Source organism: Bradyrhizobium sp. USDA 4501, assembly GCF_054062115.1.
Genome location: NZ_JBSSEX010000001.1, coordinates 6,346,025 through 6,368,044, shown reverse-complemented (window position 1 = coordinate 6,368,044; position 22,020 = coordinate 6,346,025). Strand labels below are relative to the sequence as shown.

General features: G+C 64.5%; 30 protein-coding genes and 1 tRNA gene. 18 read left to right on the top strand and 13 right to left on the bottom strand.

The genetic code is table 11. The features are described 5' to 3' along the window. Positions 1 to 13: 13 nt before the first annotated feature. Positions 14 to 90 (bottom strand) — tRNA-Pro (locus tag ACVWZM_RS29335). A 78-nt stretch (positions 91 to 168) separates the two neighbouring features. Here ACVWZM_RS29335 and ACVWZM_RS29330 point away from each other — a divergent pair. The 4 genes from ACVWZM_RS29330 (at position 169) to ACVWZM_RS29315 (ending at position 3,782) form a co-directional block, all read left to right on the top strand. Further along, on the top strand, positions 169 to 1,155 hold the full coding sequence (locus ACVWZM_RS29330; protein ID WP_456855433.1) for an L-threonylcarbamoyladenylate synthase: 987 nt from the start codon (positions 169 to 171) through the stop codon (positions 1,153 to 1,155). Between the two features lie 134 nt (positions 1,156 to 1,289). Beyond that, positions 1,290 to 2,717 carry an FAD-binding oxidoreductase gene (locus ACVWZM_RS29325; RefSeq protein WP_456855432.1) on the top strand — a complete coding sequence of 476 codons (1,428 nt, stop codon included), beginning with the start codon at positions 1,290 to 1,292 and terminating at the stop codon, positions 2,715 to 2,717. A 14-nt stretch (positions 2,718 to 2,731) separates the two neighbouring features. After that, positions 2,732 to 3,181, top strand: a complete 450-nt coding sequence (locus ACVWZM_RS29320) for a GNAT family acetyltransferase (protein ID WP_035632483.1) — start codon at positions 2,732 to 2,734, stop codon at positions 3,179 to 3,181. A 19-nt stretch (positions 3,182 to 3,200) separates the two neighbouring features. Further along, entirely contained in the window at positions 3,201 to 3,782 is a 582-nt protein-coding gene (locus ACVWZM_RS29315) for an NUDIX hydrolase (RefSeq protein WP_057019145.1), read from the top strand. Positions 3,783 to 3,979: 197 nt separating this feature from the next. Here the strand turns inward: ACVWZM_RS29315 and ACVWZM_RS29310 are convergent, their stop codons facing one another. Further along, complete coding sequence (locus tag ACVWZM_RS29310) at positions 3,980 to 4,420, bottom strand: hypothetical protein (protein WP_057019144.1); 441 nt, start codon at positions 4,418 to 4,420, stop codon at positions 3,980 to 3,982. 273 nt (positions 4,421 to 4,693) lie between these two features. Here ACVWZM_RS29310 and ACVWZM_RS29305 point away from each other — a divergent pair, with 273 nt between their 5' ends. After that, complete coding sequence (locus ACVWZM_RS29305) at positions 4,694 to 4,948, top strand: hypothetical protein (RefSeq protein ID WP_225160034.1); 255 nt, start codon at positions 4,694 to 4,696, stop codon at positions 4,946 to 4,948. A gap of 87 nt (positions 4,949 to 5,035) precedes the next feature. Here ACVWZM_RS29305 and ACVWZM_RS29300 read toward each other — a convergent pair whose 3' ends face one another. Next, entirely contained in the window at positions 5,036 to 5,509 is a 474-nt protein-coding gene (locus tag ACVWZM_RS29300; RefSeq protein WP_057019142.1) for a hypothetical protein, read from the bottom strand. Between the two features lie 127 nt (positions 5,510 to 5,636). Between ACVWZM_RS29300 and ACVWZM_RS29295 the strand changes: the two genes are divergently transcribed. Both ACVWZM_RS29295 and ACVWZM_RS29290 read left to right on the top strand, forming a co-directional pair. Next, positions 5,637 to 6,404, top strand: a complete 768-nt coding sequence (locus tag ACVWZM_RS29295) for an SDR family NAD(P)-dependent oxidoreductase (RefSeq protein WP_057019141.1) — start codon at positions 5,637 to 5,639, stop codon at positions 6,402 to 6,404. 169 nt (positions 6,405 to 6,573) lie between these two features. Next, on the top strand, positions 6,574 to 6,834 hold the full coding sequence (locus tag ACVWZM_RS29290) for a helix-turn-helix domain-containing protein (protein WP_016840962.1): 261 nt from the start codon (positions 6,574 to 6,576) through the stop codon (positions 6,832 to 6,834). Positions 6,835 to 6,946: 112 nt separating this feature from the next. On the opposite strand, the gene ACVWZM_RS29285 is transcribed toward ACVWZM_RS29290, so the two are convergent. After that, complete coding sequence (locus ACVWZM_RS29285) at positions 6,947 to 7,942, bottom strand: hypothetical protein (protein WP_456855431.1); 996 nt, start codon at positions 7,940 to 7,942, stop codon at positions 6,947 to 6,949. A 130-nt stretch (positions 7,943 to 8,072) separates the two neighbouring features. Here ACVWZM_RS29285 and ACVWZM_RS29280 point away from each other — a divergent pair, with 130 nt between their 5' ends. Further along, positions 8,073 to 8,600, top strand: coding sequence for a collagen-like domain-containing protein (locus ACVWZM_RS29280; RefSeq protein ID WP_057019139.1), 528 nt, complete (start codon positions 8,073 to 8,075; stop codon positions 8,598 to 8,600). 56 nt (positions 8,601 to 8,656) lie between these two features. On the opposite strand, the gene ACVWZM_RS29275 is transcribed toward ACVWZM_RS29280, so the two are convergent. Together ACVWZM_RS29275 and ACVWZM_RS29270 are read right to left on the bottom strand one after the other, a co-directional pair. Next, entirely contained in the window at positions 8,657 to 8,881 is a 225-nt protein-coding gene (locus ACVWZM_RS29275) for a hypothetical protein (RefSeq protein ID WP_076830377.1), read from the bottom strand. Between the two features lie 84 nt (positions 8,882 to 8,965). After that, a complete protein-coding gene (locus ACVWZM_RS29270; protein ID WP_057019313.1) occupies positions 8,966 to 9,232 on the bottom strand; it encodes a DUF2277 domain-containing protein in 267 nt (88 codons plus the stop codon). Positions 9,233 to 9,350: 118 nt separating this feature from the next. On the opposite strand from ACVWZM_RS29270, the gene ACVWZM_RS29265 reads away from it, so the two are divergent. Then, positions 9,351 to 9,596, top strand: a complete 246-nt coding sequence (locus ACVWZM_RS29265) for a DUF2188 domain-containing protein (protein WP_016840968.1) — start codon at positions 9,351 to 9,353, stop codon at positions 9,594 to 9,596. 15 nt (positions 9,597 to 9,611) lie between these two features. Here ACVWZM_RS29265 and ACVWZM_RS29260 read toward each other — a convergent pair whose 3' ends face one another. Beyond that, the gene (locus tag ACVWZM_RS29260; RefSeq protein WP_225160029.1) at positions 9,612 to 10,301 is read right to left on the bottom strand and encodes an ArsR/SmtB family transcription factor; all 690 of its coding nucleotides are present in this window, start codon (positions 10,299 to 10,301) and stop codon (positions 9,612 to 9,614) included. Positions 10,302 to 10,440: 139 nt separating this feature from the next. On the opposite strand from ACVWZM_RS29260, the gene ACVWZM_RS29255 reads away from it, so the two are divergent. The 5 genes from ACVWZM_RS29255 (at position 10,441) to ACVWZM_RS29235 (ending at position 13,500) form a co-directional block, all read left to right on the top strand. Beyond that, positions 10,441 to 10,842, top strand: a complete 402-nt coding sequence (locus ACVWZM_RS29255; protein ID WP_456855430.1) for a nuclear transport factor 2 family protein — start codon at positions 10,441 to 10,443, stop codon at positions 10,840 to 10,842. 111 nt (positions 10,843 to 10,953) lie between these two features. Then, entirely contained in the window at positions 10,954 to 12,018 is a 1,065-nt protein-coding gene (locus tag ACVWZM_RS29250; RefSeq protein ID WP_456855429.1) for an alpha/beta fold hydrolase, read from the top strand. Positions 12,019 to 12,035: 17 nt separating this feature from the next. Beyond that, positions 12,036 to 12,344: an MmcQ/YjbR family DNA-binding protein gene (locus ACVWZM_RS29245; protein ID WP_456855428.1), complete on the top strand. Its 309-nt coding sequence runs from the start codon at positions 12,036 to 12,038 to the stop codon at positions 12,342 to 12,344. 192 nt (positions 12,345 to 12,536) lie between these two features. Then, a complete protein-coding gene (locus ACVWZM_RS29240) occupies positions 12,537 to 12,890 on the top strand; it encodes a hypothetical protein (RefSeq protein WP_225160027.1) in 354 nt (117 codons plus the stop codon). A 214-nt stretch (positions 12,891 to 13,104) separates the two neighbouring features. Further along, complete coding sequence (locus ACVWZM_RS29235; RefSeq protein WP_141342584.1) at positions 13,105 to 13,500, top strand: hypothetical protein; 396 nt, start codon at positions 13,105 to 13,107, stop codon at positions 13,498 to 13,500. A 90-nt stretch (positions 13,501 to 13,590) separates the two neighbouring features. Here the strand turns inward: ACVWZM_RS29235 and bfr are convergent, their stop codons facing one another. Beyond that, on the bottom strand, positions 13,591 to 14,079 hold the full coding sequence (gene bfr, locus ACVWZM_RS29230) for a bacterioferritin (RefSeq protein ID WP_026193251.1): 489 nt from the start codon (positions 14,077 to 14,079) through the stop codon (positions 13,591 to 13,593). A gap of 189 nt (positions 14,080 to 14,268) precedes the next feature. Beyond that, the gene (locus ACVWZM_RS29225; protein ID WP_016843730.1) at positions 14,269 to 14,541 is read right to left on the bottom strand and encodes a (2Fe-2S)-binding protein; all 273 of its coding nucleotides are present in this window, start codon (positions 14,539 to 14,541) and stop codon (positions 14,269 to 14,271) included. Between the two features lie 391 nt (positions 14,542 to 14,932). On the opposite strand from ACVWZM_RS29225, the gene ACVWZM_RS29220 reads away from it, so the two are divergent. Next, positions 14,933 to 15,238, top strand: coding sequence for a hypothetical protein (locus tag ACVWZM_RS29220; protein WP_016843729.1), 306 nt, complete (start codon positions 14,933 to 14,935; stop codon positions 15,236 to 15,238). A gap of 237 nt (positions 15,239 to 15,475) precedes the next feature. Beyond that, a complete protein-coding gene (locus ACVWZM_RS29215) occupies positions 15,476 to 15,760 on the top strand; it encodes a hypothetical protein (protein ID WP_016843728.1) in 285 nt (94 codons plus the stop codon). A gap of 93 nt (positions 15,761 to 15,853) precedes the next feature. Here the strand turns inward: ACVWZM_RS29215 and ACVWZM_RS29210 are convergent, their stop codons facing one another. The 3 genes from ACVWZM_RS29210 to ettA all read right to left on the bottom strand — a co-directional run bounded on the left by ACVWZM_RS29210 (position 15,854) and on the right by ettA (position 19,594). Then, positions 15,854 to 17,098: a lytic murein transglycosylase gene (locus tag ACVWZM_RS29210; RefSeq protein WP_371852160.1), complete on the bottom strand. Its 1,245-nt coding sequence runs from the start codon at positions 17,096 to 17,098 to the stop codon at positions 15,854 to 15,856. 99 nt (positions 17,099 to 17,197) lie between these two features. After that, the gene (locus ACVWZM_RS29205; RefSeq protein ID WP_057019130.1) at positions 17,198 to 17,779 is read right to left on the bottom strand and encodes a TIGR00645 family protein; all 582 of its coding nucleotides are present in this window, start codon (positions 17,777 to 17,779) and stop codon (positions 17,198 to 17,200) included. Between the two features lie 165 nt (positions 17,780 to 17,944). Continuing rightward, positions 17,945 to 19,594: an energy-dependent translational throttle protein EttA gene (ettA, locus tag ACVWZM_RS29200; protein ID WP_057019129.1), complete on the bottom strand. Its 1,650-nt coding sequence runs from the start codon at positions 19,592 to 19,594 to the stop codon at positions 17,945 to 17,947. A gap of 273 nt (positions 19,595 to 19,867) precedes the next feature. On the opposite strand from ettA, the gene ACVWZM_RS29195 reads away from it, so the two are divergent. Together ACVWZM_RS29195 and ACVWZM_RS29190 are read left to right on the top strand one after the other, a co-directional pair. Further along, a complete protein-coding gene (locus ACVWZM_RS29195) occupies positions 19,868 to 20,113 on the top strand; it encodes a hypothetical protein (protein ID WP_057019128.1) in 246 nt (81 codons plus the stop codon). Positions 20,114 to 20,230: 117 nt separating this feature from the next. Beyond that, positions 20,231 to 21,193, top strand: coding sequence for a D-2-hydroxyacid dehydrogenase family protein (locus ACVWZM_RS29190; RefSeq protein WP_225160019.1), 963 nt, complete (start codon positions 20,231 to 20,233; stop codon positions 21,191 to 21,193). A gap of 18 nt (positions 21,194 to 21,211) precedes the next feature. Here the strand turns inward: ACVWZM_RS29190 and ACVWZM_RS29185 are convergent, their stop codons facing one another. Next, positions 21,212 to 21,955: a DUF4336 domain-containing protein gene (locus ACVWZM_RS29185; protein ID WP_456855427.1), complete on the bottom strand. Its 744-nt coding sequence runs from the start codon at positions 21,953 to 21,955 to the stop codon at positions 21,212 to 21,214. Between the last annotated feature and the right edge of the window lie 65 nt (positions 21,956 to 22,020).

The window sequence follows — 22,020 nt, the reverse complement described above, 5'->3', positions numbered from 1 at the left end:
ACCTAAGGAAATCTGGTCGGAGTGGCAGGATTCGAACCTGCGACCCCTGCGTCCCGAACGCAGTGCTCTACCGGGCTGAGCCACACTCCGACTGAGGGCCGGCTTATAGCGTCGGGTTTCGGGGACCGCAAGGGACCACGAGCCACCCAATTGAGGAATCTAGTCACAGTGGATACAGGTCTGAAAACGCACGTTTTGTCCGCCGGCGCCGCCGCGACGGCGACCGCCGCCGGGGTCCTGGCCGAGGGTGGCCTGGTGGCGTTTCCGACCGAGACGGTTTACGGCCTCGGCGCCGATGCCGGCAACGCCTCAGCGATCGCCCGGCTTTACGAGGCCAAGGGCCGGCCGGCCTTCAATCCCCTGATTGCCCATGTCGCCGATCTGGGCGCCGCCCGCCGGATTGCCCTATTCAATGGGCAGGCCCTGCGATTGGCGGACGCGTTCTGGCCGGGTCCCCTGACCCTGGTGCTGCCGAAGGCGCTGTCCTGCCCGGTTGCGGAACTCGCGACCGCCGGGCTCGACACGGTCGCCATACGCATCCCGGCCCACAAGGTGGCGCGCGACATCATCAAGGCTTTCGGCGGTGCCGTGGTAGCGCCGTCGGCCAATCTCTCCGGCCACGTCTCGCCGACCACCGCCGAGCATGTGAACGGCGATCTGGCGGGCCGCATCGACCTGATCGTCGACGGCGGGCCGGGCGAGGTCGGCGTCGAATCCACCATCGTCGGCTGCTTCTCCGATCCGGTGCTGCTGCGACCGGGCGGGCTGAGGCGCGCAGAGATCGAGCGCGTGCTCGGCCAGCCCTTGCAGTCGCCGCCGCAAGACGCGGAAAGCGACGCCCAGCCGGTTGCCCCCGGCATGCTCGCCTCGCACTACGCACCGCGGACACCGGTCCGGCTCAATGCCAGCGACGTCCATGTCGGCGAAGCATTGCTGTCGTTCGGGCCGGCGAAGGTCGCGCGGCGCGAATGCGCCTCCGTGGAGATGAACCTGTCCGAGCGCGGCGATCTTGCCGAGGCCGCCGCCAATCTGTTCGGCTACCTTCGCACCCTCGACAAGAGAAACGCGGATGCGATCGCGGTGACGCCGATTCCCGAGGACGGATTGGGCGAAGCCATCAATGACCGGCTGCGCCGCGCAGCCGTTGGGCGGTAACAAGCATGACCCGGACCGGAACGGCCGCGTTGGCGCCAAGCGGGAACCGGTTTTCCCTCGCGACAAACGCGAAGCGTTTGCGCGAAGGGCATGCTTAGGCAAAGATCCCCGACTGAGTGAAAGACCAAGAAAAAATGAACATCGTCCAATCAGCGGTGCCGCCGCTTCCGCCCGAATTGCTTGAAAAATTCCGCGCCATCGTCGGCGCGAAATATGCGATGACCGACGCTGCCGACATCGAGCCTTATGTCACCGAGGAGCGTGACCTGTTCCACGGCCGCTCGCCGCTGGTGCTGCGCCCCGGTTCGACCGCCGAAGTCGCTGCGATCTGCAAGCTCGCGACCGAGCACAGGATCGCGCTGGTGCCGCAGGGCGGCAATACCGGCCTGGTCGGCGGCCAGACGCCGCACAATGGCGAGGTCGTGGTCTCGCTGCGGCGTCTCGACAAGATCCGCGATATCGATGTCGAATCCAACACCATGACCTGCGAGGCCGGCGTGGTGCTGCAGGTCGCGCAGCAGAAGGCAGTCGAGGTCGACCGGCTGTTTCCGCTGTCGCTCGGCGCAGAAGGCAGCTGCACGATCGGCGGCAACCTCTCGACCAATGCCGGCGGCACCGGAGCCCTTGCCTATGGCGTGGCGCGCGAAATGGCGCTCGGGGTCGAAGTCGTGCTGGCTGACGGCCGTGTGCTGAACGCGCTGTCGAAGCTGAAAAAGGACAACACCGGCTACGATTTGCGCAACCTCTTCATCGGCGCCGAAGGCACGCTCGGCATCATTACCGCGGCCACGCTAAGGCTGTTTCCGCGGCCGCGTGCGGTCGAGACCGCCTATGTCGGCTTGGCTTCACCGGCGGCCGCACTCAAGCTGCTGTCGATCTCGCGCGATCAAGCGGCCGGTGCGTTGACGAGCTTCGAGCTGCTCGCCGACGTCGCGGTCGACTTCTCGATCCGCCACGGCATCGATATCCGCGATCCGCTTGAGAGCAAGCACCCTTGGTACGTGCTGATGGAATTGTCGTCGTCGCGCGACGATGCACGCGACACGCTGGAGGCTATCCTGGCCCAGGGCATGGAGGACGGCATCGTCGATGACGCTGTCATCGCCGCCAATCTGAGCCAGCGCCAGGCGTTCTGGAAGCTGCGCGACGAGATGTCGGCGGCGCAAAAGCCGGAAGGCGGCTCGATCAAGCACGACATCTCGGTGCCCGTCGCAGCCGTGCCCGCCTTCATCGAGGAAGCCAATGCTGCCGTGGTGAAGCTGATCCCCGGTTCGCGGCCGGTGCCGTTCGGCCATCTCGGCGACGGCAACATCCACTACAATGTCAGCCAGCCGGTCGGCGCCAATGCGGCCGACTTCCTGGCGCGCTGGCACGACGTGAATGCCGTCGTGTTCGAGATCGTGCTGCGGATGGGCGGCTCGATCTCGGCCGAGCACGGCATCGGCGTGCTCAAGCGCGACGAATTGCCTGACGTCAAGGATAAGGTCGCGATCGAGCTGATGCGGCAGGTCAAGGCGATGCTCGATCCGCTCGGCATCATGAACCCGGGCAAGGTGCTGTGACCGCGCAGGCGACGATGCCCTCCTCCTCTGCCTCCCTCGCCATTGCAGAGATCACCGATAACGACATCGCCGATGTCGTCGCGCTGTGGCAGGCCTGCGGCCTGACGCGGCCATGGAACGATCCTGCTGCCGACATCGCGCTGGCGCGGCGCGGACCGAATTCAGCCGTGCTGGTCGGCCGCGACGCCAATGCGATCGTGGCGACCGCGATGGTCGGCCACGACGGTCATCGCGGCTGGGTCTATTACGTCGCGGTCGATCCCAACCGCCAGGGCAAGGGGCTTGGCCGCACCATCATGGCGGCGGCCGAGGACTGGCTGCGCGCCGCCGGCGTGCCGAAGCTGCAACTGCTGGTGCGGCGGGAGAACGCCAAGGCCGGCGCGTTCTACCAATCGCTCGGCTATGACGAGTCGACCTCGGTGATGCTGGCCAAATGGCTCGACGGGCGCGAAGCGACGCCGTGAGAGGGCTGAGGACCGACGCATGAGCATCGCCGACCGCGTTCGCGTCAAGCACGTCGAGCTGCTTTCGAAGCGCCGCTACGAGCTGAAGAGCGCGACGTTCGACTACCGGCGCGCCAACGGCGAATGGCAGACCCAGGTGCGCGAGGTCTACGATCGCGGCAACGGCGCTGCGCTGTTGCCCTACAATCTGACGACCCGCTGCGTCGTGCTGGTGCGCCAGTTCCGCTTCCCCGCTTTCGCCAACGGTTATGACGATCTGCTGATCGAGGTTGCCGCCGGCATGCTCGACGATGCCGAGCCGGAAGCACGCATCCGCGCCGAAGCGGAGGAAGAGATCGGCTACCGGCTCGCGCATGTGCGCAAGGTGTTCGAGGCTTTCACGTCTCCGGGCGCCGTGACCGAGAAGCTGCATTGCTTCGTCGCCGAATACGACGCCGCGATGCGCATCGGTGACGGCGGCGGGCTCGCCGACGAGGGCGAGGACATCGAGGTGCTCGAGCTTGCGATCGACGACGCGCTCGCCATGATCAGCGACGGCCGCATCGTCGACGCCAAGACCATCATGCTGCTGCAATACGCCGCGCTGCATCTGTTCAGGTGAACGCGGCTTCGCGCACTCAACGCTTTAGACTAACTGTCCCCGTCATCCCTGCGCAATGGCTATGCCATTGTCGCTGGAGGTGCGAGCCACTTCGGCGAGCCTCGAAGGATGAATCGGTCACCAGCCGGGCCGTGCATCCTTCGAGACGCGCGAAGACGCGCTCCTCAGGATGACGGGGATAAACCGAACGAAATGCTCTACCGCATCGTGATCGCAAGCCCGCTCAGATCGGCGTTGGCCATCAGGCCGACCTGGTGGCCGGTCAACTCCAACACCGCGCCCTTCTGATTGGTCAGCACGATCGCACGCGCGCCGCGTCCGACGGCAAGCCCCGCGCCGGCCGCACCGTAGACGCCGGCAACGTCGGACGGACGGTTGATGTTGCTGACCCGGCCGCGTAGCAGGGTCTTGGAGCCGCCGAACACCAGTCCGTAGTCGAGGCCGCCGGTGGAGAGCCGGTAGGAGCGGCCGCGGAAGGTCAACACGCCGCTGCCGCCGGAGCCACCGATGATCCATCCGGCCTTGTAGATCGTGAGCGTCACGAAGCCGCTGTCGGCGCGGGCCGCGGAAGAGAACGCAAGGCCAATGAACGCCAGCAGCGCGGCAAGCGCAGCACGCAGGGTGGATGAAGGTTTCATGTGTGGTCTCCCCAGGATTTACTCACGTCGATTTGCTCTCGTCGATTTGCTCGCGTCGTGACACGGCTGCGAATCGCGATGCTCCGACTGTAGCAAGCGCGTAAACAGGCGCAATTTGGCACAGCGATGGCCGATTTGTTGACGGGTGCTTTCGCACGACCGGTGTTTGAACCTGTTCCCGGGGTTGCAATACTCACTGCATGTCCGGGGCGATCGGCCCCTGAGCTCCAGGATTGCCCCGCGGAGCATTCATTTTCAAACCGGAGATTTCCCATGCGTCGTCTTGCGATTGCCTGTGCCGCCATTGCCGCCACCGTGTCCGTGCTTGCTGCGGCAAGCCCGGCAAGCGCCACGCCCTATCATCTGATCCGCTGGCAGGACACCGGCTTCTGCCAGATCTGGGACCAGAGCATCCCGACCACGCCGTGGCCGGCGAACTTCTCCATCGTCAGCGAGGAGCTGCCGACCTTCGACGCTGCGTTCAGCTACAAGACCGGCCTCCTGAACAACGGCACCTGCGCGTTCTGAGCGAACGCCATTCGATCACGCACAGGCGGACACGCGGCAACAGCGCGGCGTCCGTCCTTGTGCTGTCAGATATGACGCGATCCAGCGTCAGTGATGCTTGATCAGGGCGTCGCGCGCGGCGGCGAGTTCGAGGAATGCCGCGCCGTTGCCGCCGCCGTCGGGATGCACCGTCTTGGCGGCGCGCTTGAAAGCCTGCTGGACTTCGGTCGCTGCGAGCCGGCGGCCGAACGGCAGGCCGAGCAATTGCCGGTACTGCTCCTCCTGCGTCAGCGCCTTCGGCGCCAGGCCGCGCTGGCCAAACCGCGGTGCCGACAGCATGTGCAGTGCGTCGTTGACGATGCCGAGACGGCGCAGCGCCATCGCTTTGGTGCGGCGGTCGGCCGATTTCATCGCCGCCTGGCGCAGGATCGGCAGCACCTGTGCGGCAGCATGCCGCAGCGTCTCGTCGATGTCGGTCGCGGCGATCTCCGCGACCATTTTGGCCATCTCGCGGTAGTCGGGATCCGGCGCCGCGCAAAAGCGCTCGATCGCAACTTTCCAGTGTCTGATATGCGGGTCCATGTCCGCGGTCCGTAACTGTCATCCGAATCCGGATAACAGCAACGCGCAAACGCGGCTTGGCGTTTCGGTTGGCGCAGTTTTGAATAGTGTTGTCGACAACGCTCACAAATCAGAACGAGGAAACGCCATGGCCCTTCTCGACAATCACATCGCCGTCATCACCGGTGCGGGCTCGGGCATCGGGCGCGCCATCGCACTGGGCTACGGCCGCGAGGGCGCGCGCGTGGTGCTGCTCGACATGAACGGCGATGCGGCGGCGGAAGCGGCCAGGGAGATCCGCAATGCCGGCGGCAAGGCGGAGAGCTTTGCGCTCGACGTGACCAATCGCGACGCCTGCGTCGCGATGGCAAAGCAAGTGGCCGACAAGGCCGGGCCGGTCTCGATCCTGGTCAACAATGCCGGCATCGCGCGCCGCAACGGCATGCTCGGCACCGACGAGGCCGTGATCAAGGATTGGGAAGACATCATCTCGATCAATCTCACCGGCGTGTTCAACGTGACGCATTCGTTCCTCGCGCCACTGCGCAAGAACAAGGGACGCATCGTCAACATCGGCTCGATCCAGTCCTTCGTGCATCTGCGCACGCCGAGTTCGCCGGCCTATACCGCCTCCAAGCACGGCGTGCTCGGCTTCACCAAGGCGCTGGCCGCCGAACTCGGCAAGGATGGTGTGCGCGTCAATGCAATCGGGCCGGGCTTCATCGAGACGCCGTTGAACGAGAAGGTGCGCGCCACCAATCCCGACCTCGTCAAGGTCTTCATGGACCACACCCCGCTCGGCCGCGCCGGCAAGCCGGAGGACATCGTCGGCCCCGCCATCTTCCTCGCCTCGGACCTGTCGGCCTATGTCTCGGGATCGATCGTGATGGTCGATGGCGGCTACCGCACATTGTGACGGATGGAACCGCAATCGTGGCGATTTCTGGGTATTTTGCTTACAGAGCAGGGAGTTAGGGGCGCGTTAAGGGCTTGTTAACCAAACCGGCACACCGTTGATCTACGGGGTAGTTGGTTCTCGATGTCTTCGCTTCACCGACGAAGCGGGCGTTGATCGGGAGGAGTTCATGTCTTACGCGTCCACCGTACCGTCGCCGGAAGCTCTGCTGCCGTCGCTGGCTCCAAATGAAATCGTCCCACTGCTGATCGGCGCGACCGTCGATGAAGTCGAGCGCGAGCTCGTGCTGCAAACGCTTGCGCGCTGCGACGGCAACCGCACCCGCGCCGCGCGCGTGCTCGGGCTGTCGGTCCGGACATTGCGGAACAAGATCCGCGAATATTCGGCCGACGGGATCGACGTGCCGCTGAGCGAGCACGCCGCAGCCTAGAGCAAGATCCGGAAACGCGCGAAGCGGCTTTCCGGGAAGATCGTGCTTGGACAACGAGCTAAGCGTGATGACGATTCAACCGGATCTCATCACGCTTTGCGGCACGTCGACGCTAGATCGGCAGATCGATCGAAAGCCGCCGCCAGCGCGACAACAGCTCGCTGCCGTCGGCATCGAGGCAGCGAGCGAGACGCACCTCGGTCGTCGCGGCCTGTTGCAGCGTCTGCGCGACCAGCGCCGTCGCATAGTTCCAATAGTCGCGCCGCCCCTTCGGATCGTCGTCGACCAGCGATTTTGCGAGGATCTCGACATAGATCGCAGCGACGGCTCTTTGCCAGAGCTCACCCGCGCGCTCGCCCTCCGCCAAGGACGCGCCGGCCCGCGACTGCCAGGCCAACCAATAATTTTCCTCCGCGCCGCCCCAAGCGGATGGCAATAGCGATGGATCGAGGCATGGCGAGCGACACTCAAGCGGCTGCATGCCGCGCGCGTCGCAGAAGAAGCAATAGCCAAGCTTGTCGTACCAGTTGACGCGCAGCAATCTGCGAATCTCGGTCTGTTGATCCGCTGCGAGCCGCCTCATGCCCGTCAGTTCGAGATCGCCGATGATCGCCGCCAGGCGATCGCGATCATACGGCTCGACCTCGAGCACCACGCCGATATTGCGCGGAAACAAGGCGTCGAGCATCTCGATCATCTCGCGATAGAACCGGCCCGCCAGGCCGCCGCCGCGCCACGCCTTCGCGACGCCGACATAGTTGCAGTAGATCAGCTCGCTTGCGTGATCGTAGGTGAAGAAGCCGAGGCCGATCGCGCGCCCTTCCGCGCGCAGGATGAAGCAGCGCGAGTCGAGGCAATATGACAGCTGCTGATCACCGACGCTGAACTCTCGTCGCTCGCCGACATCATCTGACAACACCCAACGCACAATGTCGTCGGGGGCGTCGCGCTCGTTCGGGGGAAACAGCTCGGCATACAGATCGAGGACGCCAGTGTTGCGAAACGCCGCTTCGTCGCGCAGATCGTGCCGCGTCACCACGATGTCGAACGTCAGCGTCCCTGTTGCGTCGCCTGCAACTGCCCCGCGCCTGTCGTTCAGAATCCGCAACGCGTCCTCCCGTCACGATCTTCGCATCGAATTATGATTGTTGATCGCTTGCATCATCCGCGCCCGGCAGAATTGAAGCCGTCATCCAACCTCTGTTACAAGCGGCTTGAAATCGCGACGGAGCATATCAGTGGCTGACGAGACAATCTCCCGCCAGGGGTCACGAGGGGCGCAGGGGCCGCAGGGCCGTCAGGGCGAGCCGGGTCGGCCCGGTCCGCAAGGACATCCGGGGCGGCCGGGGCCGGAAGGTGCGCGCGGCAAGCCGGGTCCGCAGGGCAAGCCCGGACTGGTCGGGAAGGCGGGGCCCCAGGGCAAGCCGGGAGCGCAAGGCAAGGCGGGCGTGCAGGGTCCGCGCGGCGAGGCTGGCCCACAGGGACCGCAGGGACCGGCCGGCCCGCGCGGTGAAGCCGGCCCGCCCGGACAATTGCCGTCGATCGAGCAGGTGATGCCGTGGCTGCACATGATCTTCGACGCCTGGGAAGACTACAAGCGCACCAAGGAGCGTGAAGCCGCCGAGTTCGCCGAGCGCGATGCCGCCGAGCGCGCGGCAGCGGAGGCGATCGCGCTTGACGTCGACGCCATCGACTTCGCGGAAGATGACGACGAGGACGACGATCACAAGAAAAAGAAGAAGCACCGCAAGAAGGACAAGAAGTAGTCCTTCTTGTCCTGGCGCGGCGACGCGGCCAGCTCTGTCCGTGCCGCGCCCTATGCCTACCGCTCCGCGCCCGGATTGGCCGGAGGATCGGAGGGTCGAGCGAGGTGCATGAGTTGGAAGACCCAGCGCATGGCGTAATACCAGGCAACGCCCGCGAGCGCCCCGCAAGCCGACAGGATGATGACGTTGGCAAGGTCGATCGTCCCGCTCGACCACAGCATGCCGCAGGTCCAGAGCACGGCGAACGCAATCGAACAGGACGTGAGCAGGGCAGGCTTCATGGCGTCGCTCCGGGATCGGTGAACTGCACCGATGCCCGGACGCGTGGCGCCGTACCGTGATCTGCATCACGGTGCGCCCCGCCCTCAGCCAAACCGCAGGCGCGAACGCTCCCTCGCCTTCTCCGCCTCCACCTCGCGATCGCGCGCCGGTGCCGTGGTCTGCAACGAGATCAGGAGCCTGCGCGCGGCATTCGAGACCTCGGTCACGGCCAGGTTGAAGGCGGCCTCATTGGACTGCGACGGCTTGTTGAAGCCGGACAGTTTGCGCACGAACTGCAGCGCCGAGGCGTGGATCTCGTCCTCGGTGGCGGGCGGCTCGAAGTTGAACAGCGTCTTGATATTGCGGCACATGTCGGTCTCCCTCGCCCGCGGCAACGGGGCGGCTCTCTCAGGACGATCGGCTGCTGCAAAATACGACATCGTGGTCTATTCTGGCAGTGTCATCGTCCACGGTGGAGCGAGGTTCCGGATGAGCCACGTGATCTACAAAGTAGTCCAGCACGACGGCGGCTGGGCCTATACCGTCAACGGGGTGTTCTCGGAACCATTTCCTACCCACGCCGCGGCACTCGCCGCTGCCCGACGCGCCGCCAACGAGCAGCGCGTCCCCGGCCGCACCGAGGCGATCCAGTACGAGACGTCGGACGGCAAATGGCTGACCGAAACCGCCTCCGGCAACGACCGCCCGGAGACCGAGGTCGAGGACGGCCGCTAGTTCACCTCGTCGCTTTCAGAACGGAACCTGGACGCCAAGCCGGTCGAAGAACGCCCGCCCCCGATCGGTGATCCGCAATGCGCGCGGAATCCGATGCGGCGCAACGCCGCGCATCTCGACCAGCCGCGCCAGAACGGCATTGGCAAACGGACCGGCGAGATGCGGCACGCGCTCGGTCCAGTCGTTGCAGAGCCGCAGATGCGGCTGCCGCGCCGAATCGAAATCGATTGCCTCGGCCCGGCACCAGGCTAACCCCTGCTCGGTCACGCGACCATCGCGGCCGTCGATCACGACGAGGCGGCGGCGGATCAGCGCATTCGACAACAGCACGCCGAGCTGACCCGCAAGGTGGTGGTAGCAGGTCCGCGATCGCCTGAGCTGCTCGGCCGGCATCGCACGCCGCCGCCCGACGGTGGCCTTGGCCGCAAGATCGACGAGGTTCTCGATCAGCGCCGCGACGTCGTCGTCCCTGATCCGGTAATATCTGAACCTGCCCTGTGCCCACACCGACAGCACGCGGGCGTCGACCAGCTTCTGCAAATGCGCGCTGGCGCCTTGCGGCGAAATGCCGGCGACCGCAGCAAGCTCGCCCGCCGGCAGCGCCTTGCCGTCGGCCAGCGCACTGACCATGGCCTCGCGGACCGGATCGCCCAAGGCCTCGGCGATCCGCGAAAATCCTGTCTGCAAGCCCTGGGATGATCCCACCGCATCGTCCTCCAGATCGCGCCGAAACGTCCTACCCGCATGCGCCGTGCCACGCAGCTCATTTCAGATTTTCCTGAAACGTCGCGGCGGCCTGTTCCGTTCAAATGGGCGGCAGTCGACCAAACACAAGGGAACGATCATGACAGCTGGCAGCAACGACGCGGAACGTATCTACAGGCTCTGGGATGATGCGCTCGGTAACAAGGACCTCGAGGCGGCGCTCGCGCTCTACGCAGCCGACGCCTCGATCGAGAGCCCGCTGGTCCAGCATTTGATGCAGACCAAAGACGGGATCGTCCGCGGCCGCGACGCGCTGTGCGAGTTCATCACGCGCGTGTTCCGCACCAACCCGCCGCAACGGCGGCGCTTCAAGCAGGGCTTCTTCAGCGACGACCGCCTTCTCACCTGGGAGTATCCACGGCAGTCTCCGGACGGCGATCAGATGGATCTGGTCGAGGTCATGGAGATCGATGACGGCCTGATCCAGCGTCACCGCGTCTATTGGGGATGGTATGCGCTGAACGTGCTGAAGGCGAGTTAACCGGACACTTCTGCGTCAGGGGCGCGGCGCCGCTATCGGACGACGCCTTCCGTCATGCTAGGCTTGCACGCAAGCGGCTGGACAAATGCGCCGCGCGTGGGAAGAAGCATAATGATCCGTTGGTGCGCGGCCTTTGTGGCCGCTGTTGTTGTCTCGATGTCGGTACCGGCCATGGCTGCAGACTATCCCACGCCGCAGGATGGCGAATGGATCGCAAAGGACTTCAAGTTTCACAGCGGCGAGGTGATGCCGGAACTGCGGCTGCACTACACCACGGTCGGCGCGCCGACCGGACAGCCGGTGCTGGTGCTGCACGGCTCCGGCGGCTCGGCGGCCAGCATGATGACGCCGAGCTTTGCCGGCCAGCTGTTCGGCCCCGGCCAGCCGCTCGATGCGGCGAAATACTACATCATCATCCCCGACGGCATCGGGCACGGCAAATCGTCGAAGCCGTCGGACGCGATGCGGACGAGCTTTCCGAAATACGACTACAACGACATGGTCGACGCGCAGTATCGGCTCGTCACCGAAGGGCTCGGCATCAAGCACCTGCGGCTCGTAATCGGCAACTCGATGGGCGGCATGCACACCTGGATCTGGGGCGTGCGCTATCCGCGGATGATGGACGTGCTGGTGCCGATGGCCTCGCAGCCGACAGCGATGGGGGCACGCAACTGGATGCTGCGGCGGACGATGCTGGAAACGATCCGCAACGATCCCGACTACAATGGCGGCAACTACACCAGCCAGCCGCGGATGATGAAATACGCCGTCGCCGCCTATCGCTTCGCCAGTGCCGGCGGCACGCTCGGCTACCAGACGCTGGCGCCGACCGCGGCGCAGGCCGACAAGCTGGTCGACGACCAGCTGGCGCTGCCGGTCACATCAGATGCCAACGACTACATGTATCAATGGGAGGCCTCGCACGATTACGATCCGTCGGCGGGACTGGAGAAGATCGAGGCCACCCTGCTTGCGATCAATGCGGCCGACGATGAGCGTAATCCGCCGGAGACCGGCGTCACCGAAGCTGCAGTGAAGCGGATCAAGAACGGCAGGATTGATCTGATCCCGGCAAGCAGCGAGACACGCGGCCATCTCACCACCGGCGACGCGCGGTTCTATGCCAGGCAATTGCAGGAACTGTTGCAGACGGCGCCGCAACGCACGATGTAGCGATCGAGGCCAGGGCGATGTCCGCTGATCGCTTCCGCCGCATTGCGCTGAGCCTGCCCGAGGTCGTTGAAGGCGCGCATCACGGCACCGCCGACTTCCGCGTCGGCAAGCGCATCTTCGCGACGCTCGGCTATCCCGACCAGGATTGGGGCATGGTGAAGCTGACACCTGAGCAGCAGGCGATGGTGGTCGAGGCCGAGCCGGAGATCTCCGGCCGGTGCCGGGCGGCTGGGGCAAGAGCGGCAGCACCAATGTCCGCCTCGCGAAAGCGGATCAGATCACGCTGCGCAGCGTGCTCGAAATGGCGCGGGACAATATCGCGGTGAAAGCCGCGAAGAAGGCGCGCACGAAGCAACCAACCTGAGCGCAACCATCCCGCACTGCATCACGCCTGACTGCGCGGTTTCGCCGATTCTTTGAGCATGCATCCCGCGCGCGGTTCGTGCCTAATCGCGCAAACACCGGATTCGCGTGACGCTACGCGCGGGTCACGTAGAAGTTTTCGCCGGAGGAAGGTAATGCGAAGGCTCACGCATGTCGCGGTGCTTGCGTGGCTCGCCATGATGGCGGGCGCTGCACTGGCGTTCGACAACGGCCAATATGACAACGTGCCGCCCGATATCCGCGCCTGGTTCAAGAGCGTGATCGCGCCGAATGGCGTGCCGTGCTGCGACATCTCCGACGGCCATCGCACCAGCTACGACGTTCGGGGCGGCGCCTATTGGGTGCCGATCGAGGGCGAGTGGATGATGGTGCCGGAGCGCGCCGTGATCCGCGATCGCGGCAACCCGGTCGGCGAGGCCGTGGTGTGGTACGTGCACCACCGCGGCAGCATCATCATCAGCTGCTTCGTTCCGGCGGATGCGGTCTGAACGGCGCCCGCCGCCTGCGCGGGAAGCCTGCGCGCGAGGTCGCGTCAATTTGAAACAGTTACTCCCTGTTAACCTTACTTTTTAACCAATAATTAAGGATGAGTTTGCGGGCGCCATGAGGCGCGGCCTAGCGTCTGCAGAAATGCTCCGTAACCGCGAGTTGGTGCGTGCCATGGCTCTTCGAAGAATGGCGTATCGAACAACTGGGGCGCTGATGGCGTCCCTTGGTGTTTACCTTGGCGTTGCAGCGCTGCTGCTTGCTTCCCCGACCGAGACCTATGCGAGATCCGGATCCGCAGCGCGCGGCACGTTCTCCTCGCATCATCCAGCTTTCCGCCATCATGTGCGGGTGCCCGGCATCGTGTTGCCGGACGCGGGCGGATATTATGATGGCGCGGCGAGCGTTCCTTTCGCCGCCGAGGTCCCGGCGCCGGTCTCGAGCGACGTCCGCTACACCTACACCCAGGACGTGCCGTGGGATTGGGCGCACCGCTATCCGCCGGCCGTGGTGCCGTCGGATCGGCCCTATGTGTCGAGCTGCCCCACCGAGAGCGTCACGGTGCCCGGCCGCGGCGGCGACCGCACCATCAACATCACGCGGTGCTACTGACGAATAGCTCGTTCACAAAAACAAAAGAGGCCGCCCGCAAGGCCGGCCTCTCGTATTTTGGCAGACGCTCGGCGCGCGGCTGACAGCCGGTCAGGAATCCTCGCCCTTCAGATGACCGACGTGCTTCTGGGTGTAGAGCTCAAGGCCGATGCGCTTGATCAGGTCGAGCTGGGTCTCGAGGAAGTCGATGTGGTCTTCCTCGTCCTTCATCAGCTGCTCGAACAGGTCGCGGCTGACATAGTCCTTGACGCCATGGCAGTAGGTCGCCGCCTCCTGGTAGAGCGTGCGCGCGCCGATCTCAGCGGCGAGGTCACACTCGATGATCTCCTTGACGTCCTGGCCGATCTTCAGGGGATCGAGCACCTGCAGGTTCGGGAAGCCGTCGAGGAACAGGATGCGATCGACGAATTTGTCGGCGTGCTCCATCTCCTCGATGGACTCCTTGCGCCAGACCTTGGCCATCTCCAGGAGGCCCCAATTGTTGAGCATCCGGTAGTGCAGCCAGTACTGATTGATGGCGGTCAGTTCGCTGCGCAGCCCCTTGTTCAGATAATCGATGACCTTCGGGTCGCCTTGCATGATCCACTCCACCTGTCGCGGCCAACCTTGGCCGGCGCTAAACTTAGAATGCTTCTAAATCAGATTATCGGCAAGAGCAACTCTTCGCAGAAGCAGCGCGTGGATAACCGGATTCGAAGGATTAGCGCAGCGTCTTCCAGCGAAACGGAAGCCGGTTCGCCGTCAGGAAGCGCGTCGAAACGAGAAGCGTTAGCAGGCCGCGAGCGCGAATTCGGCCGGCTCGGCGTCCTCGTTGGCGGCGTGCGGATGGCCGCTGTGGGGGCAGCCGGAGCAGCAGGCCTTAGCGCAGGGACCGAGCGCCTCGTCGATGATCGCCTTGATGGTGCGCGCGCAGCGGCCGCATTCGGCACTGCAGCCGAGGCAGCCGTACACCTGCTTGGCATTTCGAGTCACGGACCCACCGCCATTGACGGCATTGCGGACATCGTGGTCGCTAAGGACGTTACAGGAACAGACAATCATCGGAGAAAGGCGGGGTCCAACGGTGATGCTTGGCAATATGGATATTGTCGGCTCCCGCGGGATGCAAAAGGAAAAAGCGGTTTTTGTAGCAATTCCAAACTGATGCGGGATTCATATTGGAATGAGTCTAAATCGGTCGGAGGTCAGGAATCCGACACCCGCCGGGTGGCTGACGGGCCAATAACCGCTGCCTTCGCCACCGGCCCCCATGAGTAGGCGCCTCGCCGCGGCGCTATCGGGCTTGTGCGTTGCAAGATATTGCAAAAACTGCAAGCATTTGGTCGCGAATGCGGCAGCGTCGTTCATTGATCATTCAAGCTGAATATGGAACCCTCCGGCGAGACAGATCGCCAATGCACGCTGTCCCTGCTGCCGCGAGAAAGGTGAGGCCATGAAGAAGACATTGCTGGCGCTTTGCGCCGTTGCCGCTGTGGCGGCTTCGACTGTGGCGGTGCCCGCCCCCGCCCAGGCACAACGCGGTGTCGCCGCCGGCGTCGCTGCGGGATTGATCGGTGGCGCCATTGTCGGTGGCGCGATCGCATCGCAGAACCGCTATTACGGTCCCGGATACGGCTACTATGCGCCCGGTCCGGCCTATGTCGCCGAGCCCGGCTATGGTCCCGATTGCTTCTGGCAGCGCCAGCGGTTCTGGGACGGCTACACCTGGCGCGTTCGCAGCGTCCGCGTTTGCGATTGATCGCCGTTCATCTCGATTAAATCGAACCAAATGTCCCGGAAAAACCGACTGTTTCTCCGGGACATCTGCTGCAGATGGCCAGAAAAAACCGCTTTTCTGCGCGATCAGCCTGCGGACGTTTACTTTCGGTTGACTGTTCTGCGCTGTTTAGCAAGACAGCAGTTCGAGATCAGCGTGTGAGTCACCTCAACCTGGCGCCGAACCACGACGCCACCACCTTCCAGGAGAGCCAAAGACATGAAGAAGACTTTAGCTGCCCTTGTCGCCGTCACCACGATTGCCGGTTCGCTGGCCGTTGCTCCGGCTGCCAAGGCTGGTGACGGCGGCGCCGTCGCGGCCGGCGTTGCCGGCGGCCTGATCGGCGGCGCCCTGCTGGGCGGCGCTATCGCAGGCGCTCGCCCCGCCCCGGTCTATGTCGCACCGGCGCCGGTTTACGTCGAAGAGGCCCCGTGCCGCATGGTTCGTGAGCGCTTCTGGGACGGCTACGGCTGGCGCTTCCGTCGCATCCAGGTTTGCGACTGATCGACCGACACGTTTTCAGCATCACATTCGAAAACCCGGCCTCGCGGCCGGGTTTTTGCTTTTCGCCACAGGCGGCCCTGCGAGCCGGCCCGATCAGCGCTGCCCGTTCATCGCGCGCAGCACCGCCTCGCTCGGCCAGCAATCGACCTTCAGCCCGGCCTGCTTCTGATAGGCGCCGAGCGCCGCGCGGGTCTGCATCCCGGCCTTGCCGTCGAGCTTGTCCTTGTAGAGACCGATCTTCGTCAGCTGCTGCTGCATCGCCTCGACATCGGCGGAGCGCAGCTGCTTCGACGCCGACCATGGCGTCGCGAATGGCTGCGGGCTCGTCATGCGGTCGGCGAGGTGGCCGACGAACAGCACGTAGAGATCGGAGAAATTGTATTCCTTGATCACGAAGTAGTTCGGCGTGGTCAGGAAGGCGGGACCGTAGCTGCCTTCCGGCTGCAGCAGCGACGCCGATTGCGCCTGCTCGGCGGCGCTGAGCTTCTGCCCGCGCACCGGCACGAAGCCTGCGCGCAGCCACTGGCTGATCGGCTTCGTCACTTCAGGCACGCCCATCGTGCAGTCGGCATTGGCCGGCGCCTGCACCTCATAGGCCCAGCGCACGCCGGGCTGCCAGCCCTTGTTGACCAGCTGCTGCGCGGCGGAGGCGAGCGCGTCCGGCACCGAATGCCAGATGTCGACGCGGCCGTCGCCGTCGAGATCGACGCCGTGCTTGTAATATTCCGACGGCAGAAACTGGGTGTAGCCGGTCGCACCGGCCCAGGAGGAGCGCATCTCCTTGCGCGTCACCGCACCCTCGCCGAGGATCTTCAGCGCCAGGATGAACTCGGTACGGTACTGATCCTTGCGACGGCCGACATAGGCCTGCGTCGCCACCACGCGCAGCGTGTCGTAGGGCAGCGAATAGCGCCCGTAGTCGGTCTCGCGGCCCCAGATCGCCAGCACGACGGTGGCCGGGACGCCGAACCGCTTCTCGATCGCATCGAGCGAGGAGCGATACTTCTGCAACAGCCGCTGCCCCTCGGCGGCGAGCCGCGCGATCGAGGCTTCCCTGATGTAATCGGCCGGCACCTGCACGAACTCGGCCTGCGCCGGTGCGCCGGTCTTCGGACGTCCGGGCAGGATCAGGTCGGGCAGCTTGTAGTCGGGCTCGAGCGAGCGCGTCTCGCGATCGAAGGTCTCGCGCGACACGCCGGCGGCCTTGGCCTCCGGCCACAGCGAGGCGATGAACTGGGTGAACGCAGCATCGGCGGCGCGCGCGGGTGAGACGACGGATGCGAGCAGGAGCCCGAGGGCAAGCGCGCGGAGGAATGTCAAATCCAACAACCTGTTCACGCAGCGGTCCAATGGGCGCGGCATCAGGCCAACGCCCGCGATATCAGTGTCGTGAGCCTTACCACGACACCGGATTGCTGTGAACCTTGGCGGCCGCGCTCAATGCGCGGCCTGCTTGGCGCCTTCGATCGAGTCGTTCGACAGCTTGTCGACGATGGCGATGCCGATCGCCGACAGGATGAAGACGCAGTGGATGATGGTCTGCCACATCACGCCGGTCTCGGTGTAGTTGCCCTTGCCTGACGACAGCGCGCCGGCCTCGATGAAGGTGCGCAGCAAATGGATCGAGGAGATCCCGATGATGGCCATCGCCAGCTTGATCTTCAGCACGCTGGCATTGACGTGGCTCAGCCATTCCGGCTCGTCCGGATGGCCCTGCAGATTGAGGCGCGAGACGAAGGTCTCGTAGCCGCCAACGATCACCATCACCAACAGGTTCGAGATCATGACGACGTCGATCAGGCCGAGAACGGCCAGCATGATCTGCTGCTCGCTGAAATCGAAGGCATGGGCGAACAGGTGCCATAGTTCCTTGAGGAACAGCACGACATAGACGCCCTGGGCGATGATCAGGCCGACATAGAGTGGCAATTGCAGCCAGCGCGATCCGAAGATCAGCATGGGAACGGGACGCAGCGACCGGCCCTTCGCGGGGGCGCGCGCCTCAGAAAGTGCGGACATGGTGGAGTGCTCGCAGGATTGAAAATTGCGGAGCGCTCTATCTACGCAATCCCGCGCGCTTGAAAAGCGACAACTGGCCGCACATTGCGCCGCGATGCCGTCACGATCCTGCCAACGAAGAACGGTCGAGCGCGGCGAGATGCCGCGTTCGACCGTTCATACTGGTCAGCGCGTCAGCTTCTTGTACTTCACGCGATGCGGAATGATGCTGTCCTGGCCGAGCCGGCGCATTTTGTCCTTTTCGTAATCCTGGAAGTTGCCCTCGAACCATTCGACATGGCTGTCGCCCTCGAAGGCCAGGATGTGGGTCGCGATGCGGTCGAGGAACCAGCGGTCATGGCTGATGATGACGGCGCAACCGGCGAAATCCTCGAGCGCCTCTTCCAGCGCGCGCAGCGTGTCGACGTCGAGGTCGTTGGTCGGTTCGTCGAGCAGCAGCACGTTGGCGCCCGACTTCAGCATCTTGGCGAGATGCACGCGATTGCGCTCACCGCCTGACAACGCGCCGACCTTCTTCTGCTGGTCAGCGCCCTTGAAGTTGAACGCCGAGCAGTAGCCGCGCGAATTGACTTCCTTCTTTCCGAGCAGGATCAGCTCGTTGCCCCCGGAGATCTCCTCCCACACCGTCTTGTTGCCCTCGAGCGCGTCGCGCGACTGGTCGACATAGCCGAGATGCACGGTCTCGCCGACCGTGATGGTGCCCTTGTCCGGCGTCTCCTGCTCGGTGATCATCTTGAACAGCGTGGTCTTGCCGGCGCCGTTGGCACCGATCACGCCGACGATGCCGCCGGGCGGCAGCTTGAAGGTGAGATCGTCGATCAGCAGGCGATCGCCAAATCCCTTGCTGAGACCTTCGAAGTCGACGACGTTGGCGCCGAGCCGCTCGGCGACCGGAATGATGATCTGCGCGGTCTGGGTCTGCTTCTCGCTCGCCTTCTTGAGCAAATCCTCGTAGCGCTGGTAGCGGGCCTTCGACTTGGCCTGGCGCGCCTTCGGCGAGGACGCCACCCATTCCTGCTCGCGGGCCAGCGTCTTCTGATGCGCGGCATCCTCGCGGCCTTCCTGCTCGAGTCGCTTCTGCTTCTGCACCAGCCAGGACGAGTAATTGCCCTCGTACGGGATGCCGCGGCCGCGGTCGAGTTCGAGGATCCAGCCCGTGACGTTGTCGAGGAAGTAGCGGTCGTGGGTCACGATCAGGATCGCGCCGGGATAGTTGCGCAGATGGCCTTCCAGCCACGACACCGATTCGGCGTCGAGATGGTTGGTCGGCTCGTCCAGCAGCAGCAATTCCGGCTGGTCGAGCAGCAGGCGGCACAGCGCCACGCGGCGGCGTTCACCGCCGGACAGTTTTGTGACATCGGCATCGTCGGGCGGGCAGCGCAGCGCGTCCATCGCCTGGTCGACCTTGCTGTCGAGATCCCACAGGCCCTGGGCCTCGATCTCGTCCTGCAGCTTGGTCATCTCGTCGGCGGTCTCGTCCGAATAGTTGACCGCAAGCTCGTTGTAGCGGTCGAGGATCGCCTTCTGCTTGGCGACGCCCTGCATGACGTTCTCACGAACGTTGAGTGCCGGATCGAGGTGCGGCTCCTGCTCGAGATAGCCGACGCGGGCGCCCTCGGCGACCCAGGCCTCGCCGTTATACTCCTTGTCGAGGCCGGCCATGATCTTGAGCAGCGTCGACTTGCCCGAGCCGTTGACGCCGAGCACGCCGATCTTGGCGTCCGGGTAGAAGCTCAGATGGATGTTATCGAGCACCTTGCGGGTCGGGTACGCCTTGGTCAGACCCTGCATGAAATAGATGAACTGGCGAGCCATCCGCTGTCCCTGGAATTGATCCGATTTGTGGAAATTTTGCTGCCGCCGATGTAACGGCCGGCCCCCGAAAGCGCAACCGCGGGACCTCTGTTTTCCGTCCGTTCACCACGTTTCGCGGCTTCACCACGGATGATTACGGGCTCGACGTCATGTGTGCGCCGAATCACGACAATTGAAACCATCTTTTAATAAATCAGGCCAAAACTCGTTCTCAACGCCGAAAAACGGCGATTTTCGCGGCAGAACCGCGGCCAAAACAGTTGAGGCCACGTCATGGCTACCATCATTTCAGCACCCCTTCCGCGCCCGACGACCAAAGGCGAGGCGACGCTGTTCGCCGAATTCCGCGCCTTTTGGCGCGCCTTCGTCGCCAAGGCTTTCAATCCCTACCGGCCGGAACTGCACTATATGCGCGGCCCGGGTCCGGCCTGCCGTGCCAAGCAGATGGCGCTGTCGCCGGCGGTCCGCTCGATGCTCGCCGATATCCGCGCCACGAAGAAGCCGTCGCCGCGCGTGTGACAATCGCCGCTTTTTGAACCCGCGGCCGCTTGCGCGCCTGCCGATTGCGCGCGACCATGACGGGTATCCCGACGGTTGATCTCCCGCCGTCGTCCTCACCCTGAATGGACCTCCCCGATGACGCGGCTCCGCTGTGCAATCCTCGACGACTATTTTGACATCGCGCTTTCGGTGGCCGACTGGCCGAAGGTCAAGGACCGGGTCGACGTCACCGTGTTCGACAAGCCGTTCGCGAGCGAGGCGGAAGCGGCGACGAAGCTGAAGGATTTCGAGATCATCTGCGCGATGCGCGAGCGCACCCCGTTCCCGAAGAGCCTGCTCGACGCGCTGCCCAGGCTGCAGCTCCTGATCACGTCAGGCATGCGCAACGCGGCGATCGACATGGAGGCCGCCAAGAACCGCAAGGTGGTGTTGTGCGGCACCCAATATAGCCGCGATCCCACCGCGCCGCTGACCATGGGCCTGATCCTGGAACTGACGCGCGGCATCGGCCGCGAGAATGCGCGCATGCACGCCGGCGAGGCCTGGCAGACCTTTGCCGGTACCGAGATCGAGGGCAAGACGCTCGGCATCATCGGCCTCGGCAAGCTCGGCAGCAAGGTCGCCGGCATGGCCAAAGTGTTCGGCATGAACGTCATCGCCTGGAGTCCCAATCTGACGCCGGAGAAGTGCAAGGAGGCCGGCGTCGGCTATGCCAGCAAGGACGAGCTGTTCGCGACATCAGACATCATCACCATCCATGTCGTGCTGAGCCCGCGCTCGCGCGGACTGGTCGGCGCCGCCGATCTCGCCCGCATGAAGCCGTCGGCCTATCTCGTCAACACCGCGCGCGGGCCGATCGTCGATGAGGACGCCCTGTTCGCGGCGCTGCGCGACAAGACGATCGCCGGCGCCGGCATCGACGTGTTCTCGGTCGAGCCGCTGCCGTCGGATCACCCGCTGCGCAAGCTCGACAACGTCGTGATCACGCCGCATCTCGGCTACGCGACGCGCGAGAGCCTGCAGGCGCATTATCAGCAGATGGTCGAGTGCATCGATGCTTTCACCAAGGGCAACGAGCCGCCGCGGCGCCTGGCCTGACAGCGGCATTCACTGCGGCTAGCCGAGCCAGCGGAACGCGCGTTCGAGCTCGGCGCGGCCGTCCCGGTCGTACCAGCGCCCGTGGGCGAGAATGATCCGCTCCGGATCCCATTCGATCATGCGGGCGACCGCGGCCTTCATCGCGTCCCTGTCCTGCAGGAAGGTCGAGCGCAGATCGGTTGGCGTGCTGCCGTCGGGATCGCGCACGCCGCCGAGCCAGATCAGGAACCGCATCAACGGCGAGCGGACTCGTCCGGCCTCAAAATTCTCGATCAGGTCCGTCAGCAGCAATGTCTGCGACGGCAGATGGAAGAACACGACCTCCGTCATGTAGCTGCCTGCCACCAGCAGCGTCGCGATCCACTCATCCCAGGGATAGCCGGATGATCGTTCCAGTGGCTCGCCTTCGAAGGTCAGCCGATTGTCCGCCTGTTGCTTGATCCCGGGCGCAAGGAAGATGCGCGCGTCGGGATAGGCAGCATTCCATTGCGGAATCCACCAGTAATGCAGACGGTTCGGACCGATGATCCAGCGCGGTACGCCCAGCTCAACGATTGCGGCCTTGAGCTCGGCCAGCAATGGTGTCGGCGAGTGAATGAACAGCCGCCCACCCGGCAGACGAACGATCGTCGCGCGCGTTGGAAACGGCATCTTGAACCAGCGCGGACCGAACCGGATGATCGAACCATCGATCATCCATACGTCATCGGCGACAGGCTTTGGCGCATTCAGCGGCGGATAGGTCTCGCAGACGTCCTGCATCGCATTGCTTCCCAAGCTGCAACGTCGAAATGCGCGGCTTGTTGCAACAAAAAAAGGCGCGCTGT

Bases quoted from the DNA above. Each gene is read 5' to 3' on its own strand.
- ACVWZM_RS29300 (WP_057019142.1), bottom strand. From the start codon at position 5,509: ATGGACCCGCATATCAGACACTGGAAAGTTGCGATCGAGCGCTTTTGC.
- ACVWZM_RS29250 (WP_456855429.1), top strand. From the start codon at position 10,954: ATGATCCGTTGGTGCGCGGCCTTTGTGGCCGCTGTTGTTGTCTCGATG.
- ACVWZM_RS29235 (WP_141342584.1), top strand. From the start codon at position 13,105: ATGGCGTCCCTTGGTGTTTACCTTGGCGTTGCAGCGCTGCTGCTTGCT.
- ACVWZM_RS29245 (WP_456855428.1), top strand. From the start codon at position 12,036: ATGTCCGCTGATCGCTTCCGCCGCATTGCGCTGAGCCTGCCCGAGGTC.
- ACVWZM_RS29290 (WP_016840962.1), top strand. From the start codon at position 6,574: ATGTCTTACGCGTCCACCGTACCGTCGCCGGAAGCTCTGCTGCCGTCG.
- ACVWZM_RS29325 (WP_456855432.1), top strand. From the start codon at position 1,290: ATGAACATCGTCCAATCAGCGGTGCCGCCGCTTCCGCCCGAATTGCTT.
- ACVWZM_RS29195 (WP_057019128.1), top strand. From the start codon at position 19,868: ATGGCTACCATCATTTCAGCACCCCTTCCGCGCCCGACGACCAAAGGC.
- ACVWZM_RS29315 (WP_057019145.1), top strand. From the start codon at position 3,201: ATGAGCATCGCCGACCGCGTTCGCGTCAAGCACGTCGAGCTGCTTTCG.
- ACVWZM_RS29190 (WP_225160019.1), top strand. From the start codon at position 20,231: ATGACGCGGCTCCGCTGTGCAATCCTCGACGACTATTTTGACATCGCG.
- ACVWZM_RS29220 (WP_016843729.1), top strand. From the start codon at position 14,933: ATGAAGAAGACATTGCTGGCGCTTTGCGCCGTTGCCGCTGTGGCGGCT.
- ACVWZM_RS29240 (WP_225160027.1), top strand. From the start codon at position 12,537: ATGCGAAGGCTCACGCATGTCGCGGTGCTTGCGTGGCTCGCCATGATG.
- ACVWZM_RS29185 (WP_456855427.1), bottom strand. From the start codon at position 21,955: ATGCAGGACGTCTGCGAGACCTATCCGCCGCTGAATGCGCCAAAGCCT.
- ettA (WP_057019129.1), bottom strand. From the start codon at position 19,594: ATGGCTCGCCAGTTCATCTATTTCATGCAGGGTCTGACCAAGGCGTAC.
- ACVWZM_RS29295 (WP_057019141.1), top strand. From the start codon at position 5,637: ATGGCCCTTCTCGACAATCACATCGCCGTCATCACCGGTGCGGGCTCG.
- ACVWZM_RS29205 (WP_057019130.1), bottom strand. From the start codon at position 17,779: ATGTCCGCACTTTCTGAGGCGCGCGCCCCCGCGAAGGGCCGGTCGCTG.
- ACVWZM_RS29255 (WP_456855430.1), top strand. From the start codon at position 10,441: ATGACAGCTGGCAGCAACGACGCGGAACGTATCTACAGGCTCTGGGAT.
- ACVWZM_RS29215 (WP_016843728.1), top strand. From the start codon at position 15,476: ATGAAGAAGACTTTAGCTGCCCTTGTCGCCGTCACCACGATTGCCGGT.
- ACVWZM_RS29265 (WP_016840968.1), top strand. From the start codon at position 9,351: ATGAGCCACGTGATCTACAAAGTAGTCCAGCACGACGGCGGCTGGGCC.
- ACVWZM_RS29310 (WP_057019144.1), bottom strand. From the start codon at position 4,420: ATGAAACCTTCATCCACCCTGCGTGCTGCGCTTGCCGCGCTGCTGGCG.
- ACVWZM_RS29275 (WP_076830377.1), bottom strand. From the start codon at position 8,881: ATGAAGCCTGCCCTGCTCACGTCCTGTTCGATTGCGTTCGCCGTGCTC.
- bfr (WP_026193251.1), bottom strand. From the start codon at position 14,079: ATGCAAGGCGACCCGAAGGTCATCGATTATCTGAACAAGGGGCTGCGC.
- ACVWZM_RS29225 (WP_016843730.1), bottom strand. From the start codon at position 14,541: ATGATTGTCTGTTCCTGTAACGTCCTTAGCGACCACGATGTCCGCAAT.
- ACVWZM_RS29305 (WP_225160034.1), top strand. From the start codon at position 4,694: ATGCGTCGTCTTGCGATTGCCTGTGCCGCCATTGCCGCCACCGTGTCC.
- ACVWZM_RS29270 (WP_057019313.1), bottom strand. From the start codon at position 9,232: ATGTGCCGCAATATCAAGACGCTGTTCAACTTCGAGCCGCCCGCCACC.
- ACVWZM_RS29320 (WP_035632483.1), top strand. From the start codon at position 2,732: ATGCCCTCCTCCTCTGCCTCCCTCGCCATTGCAGAGATCACCGATAAC.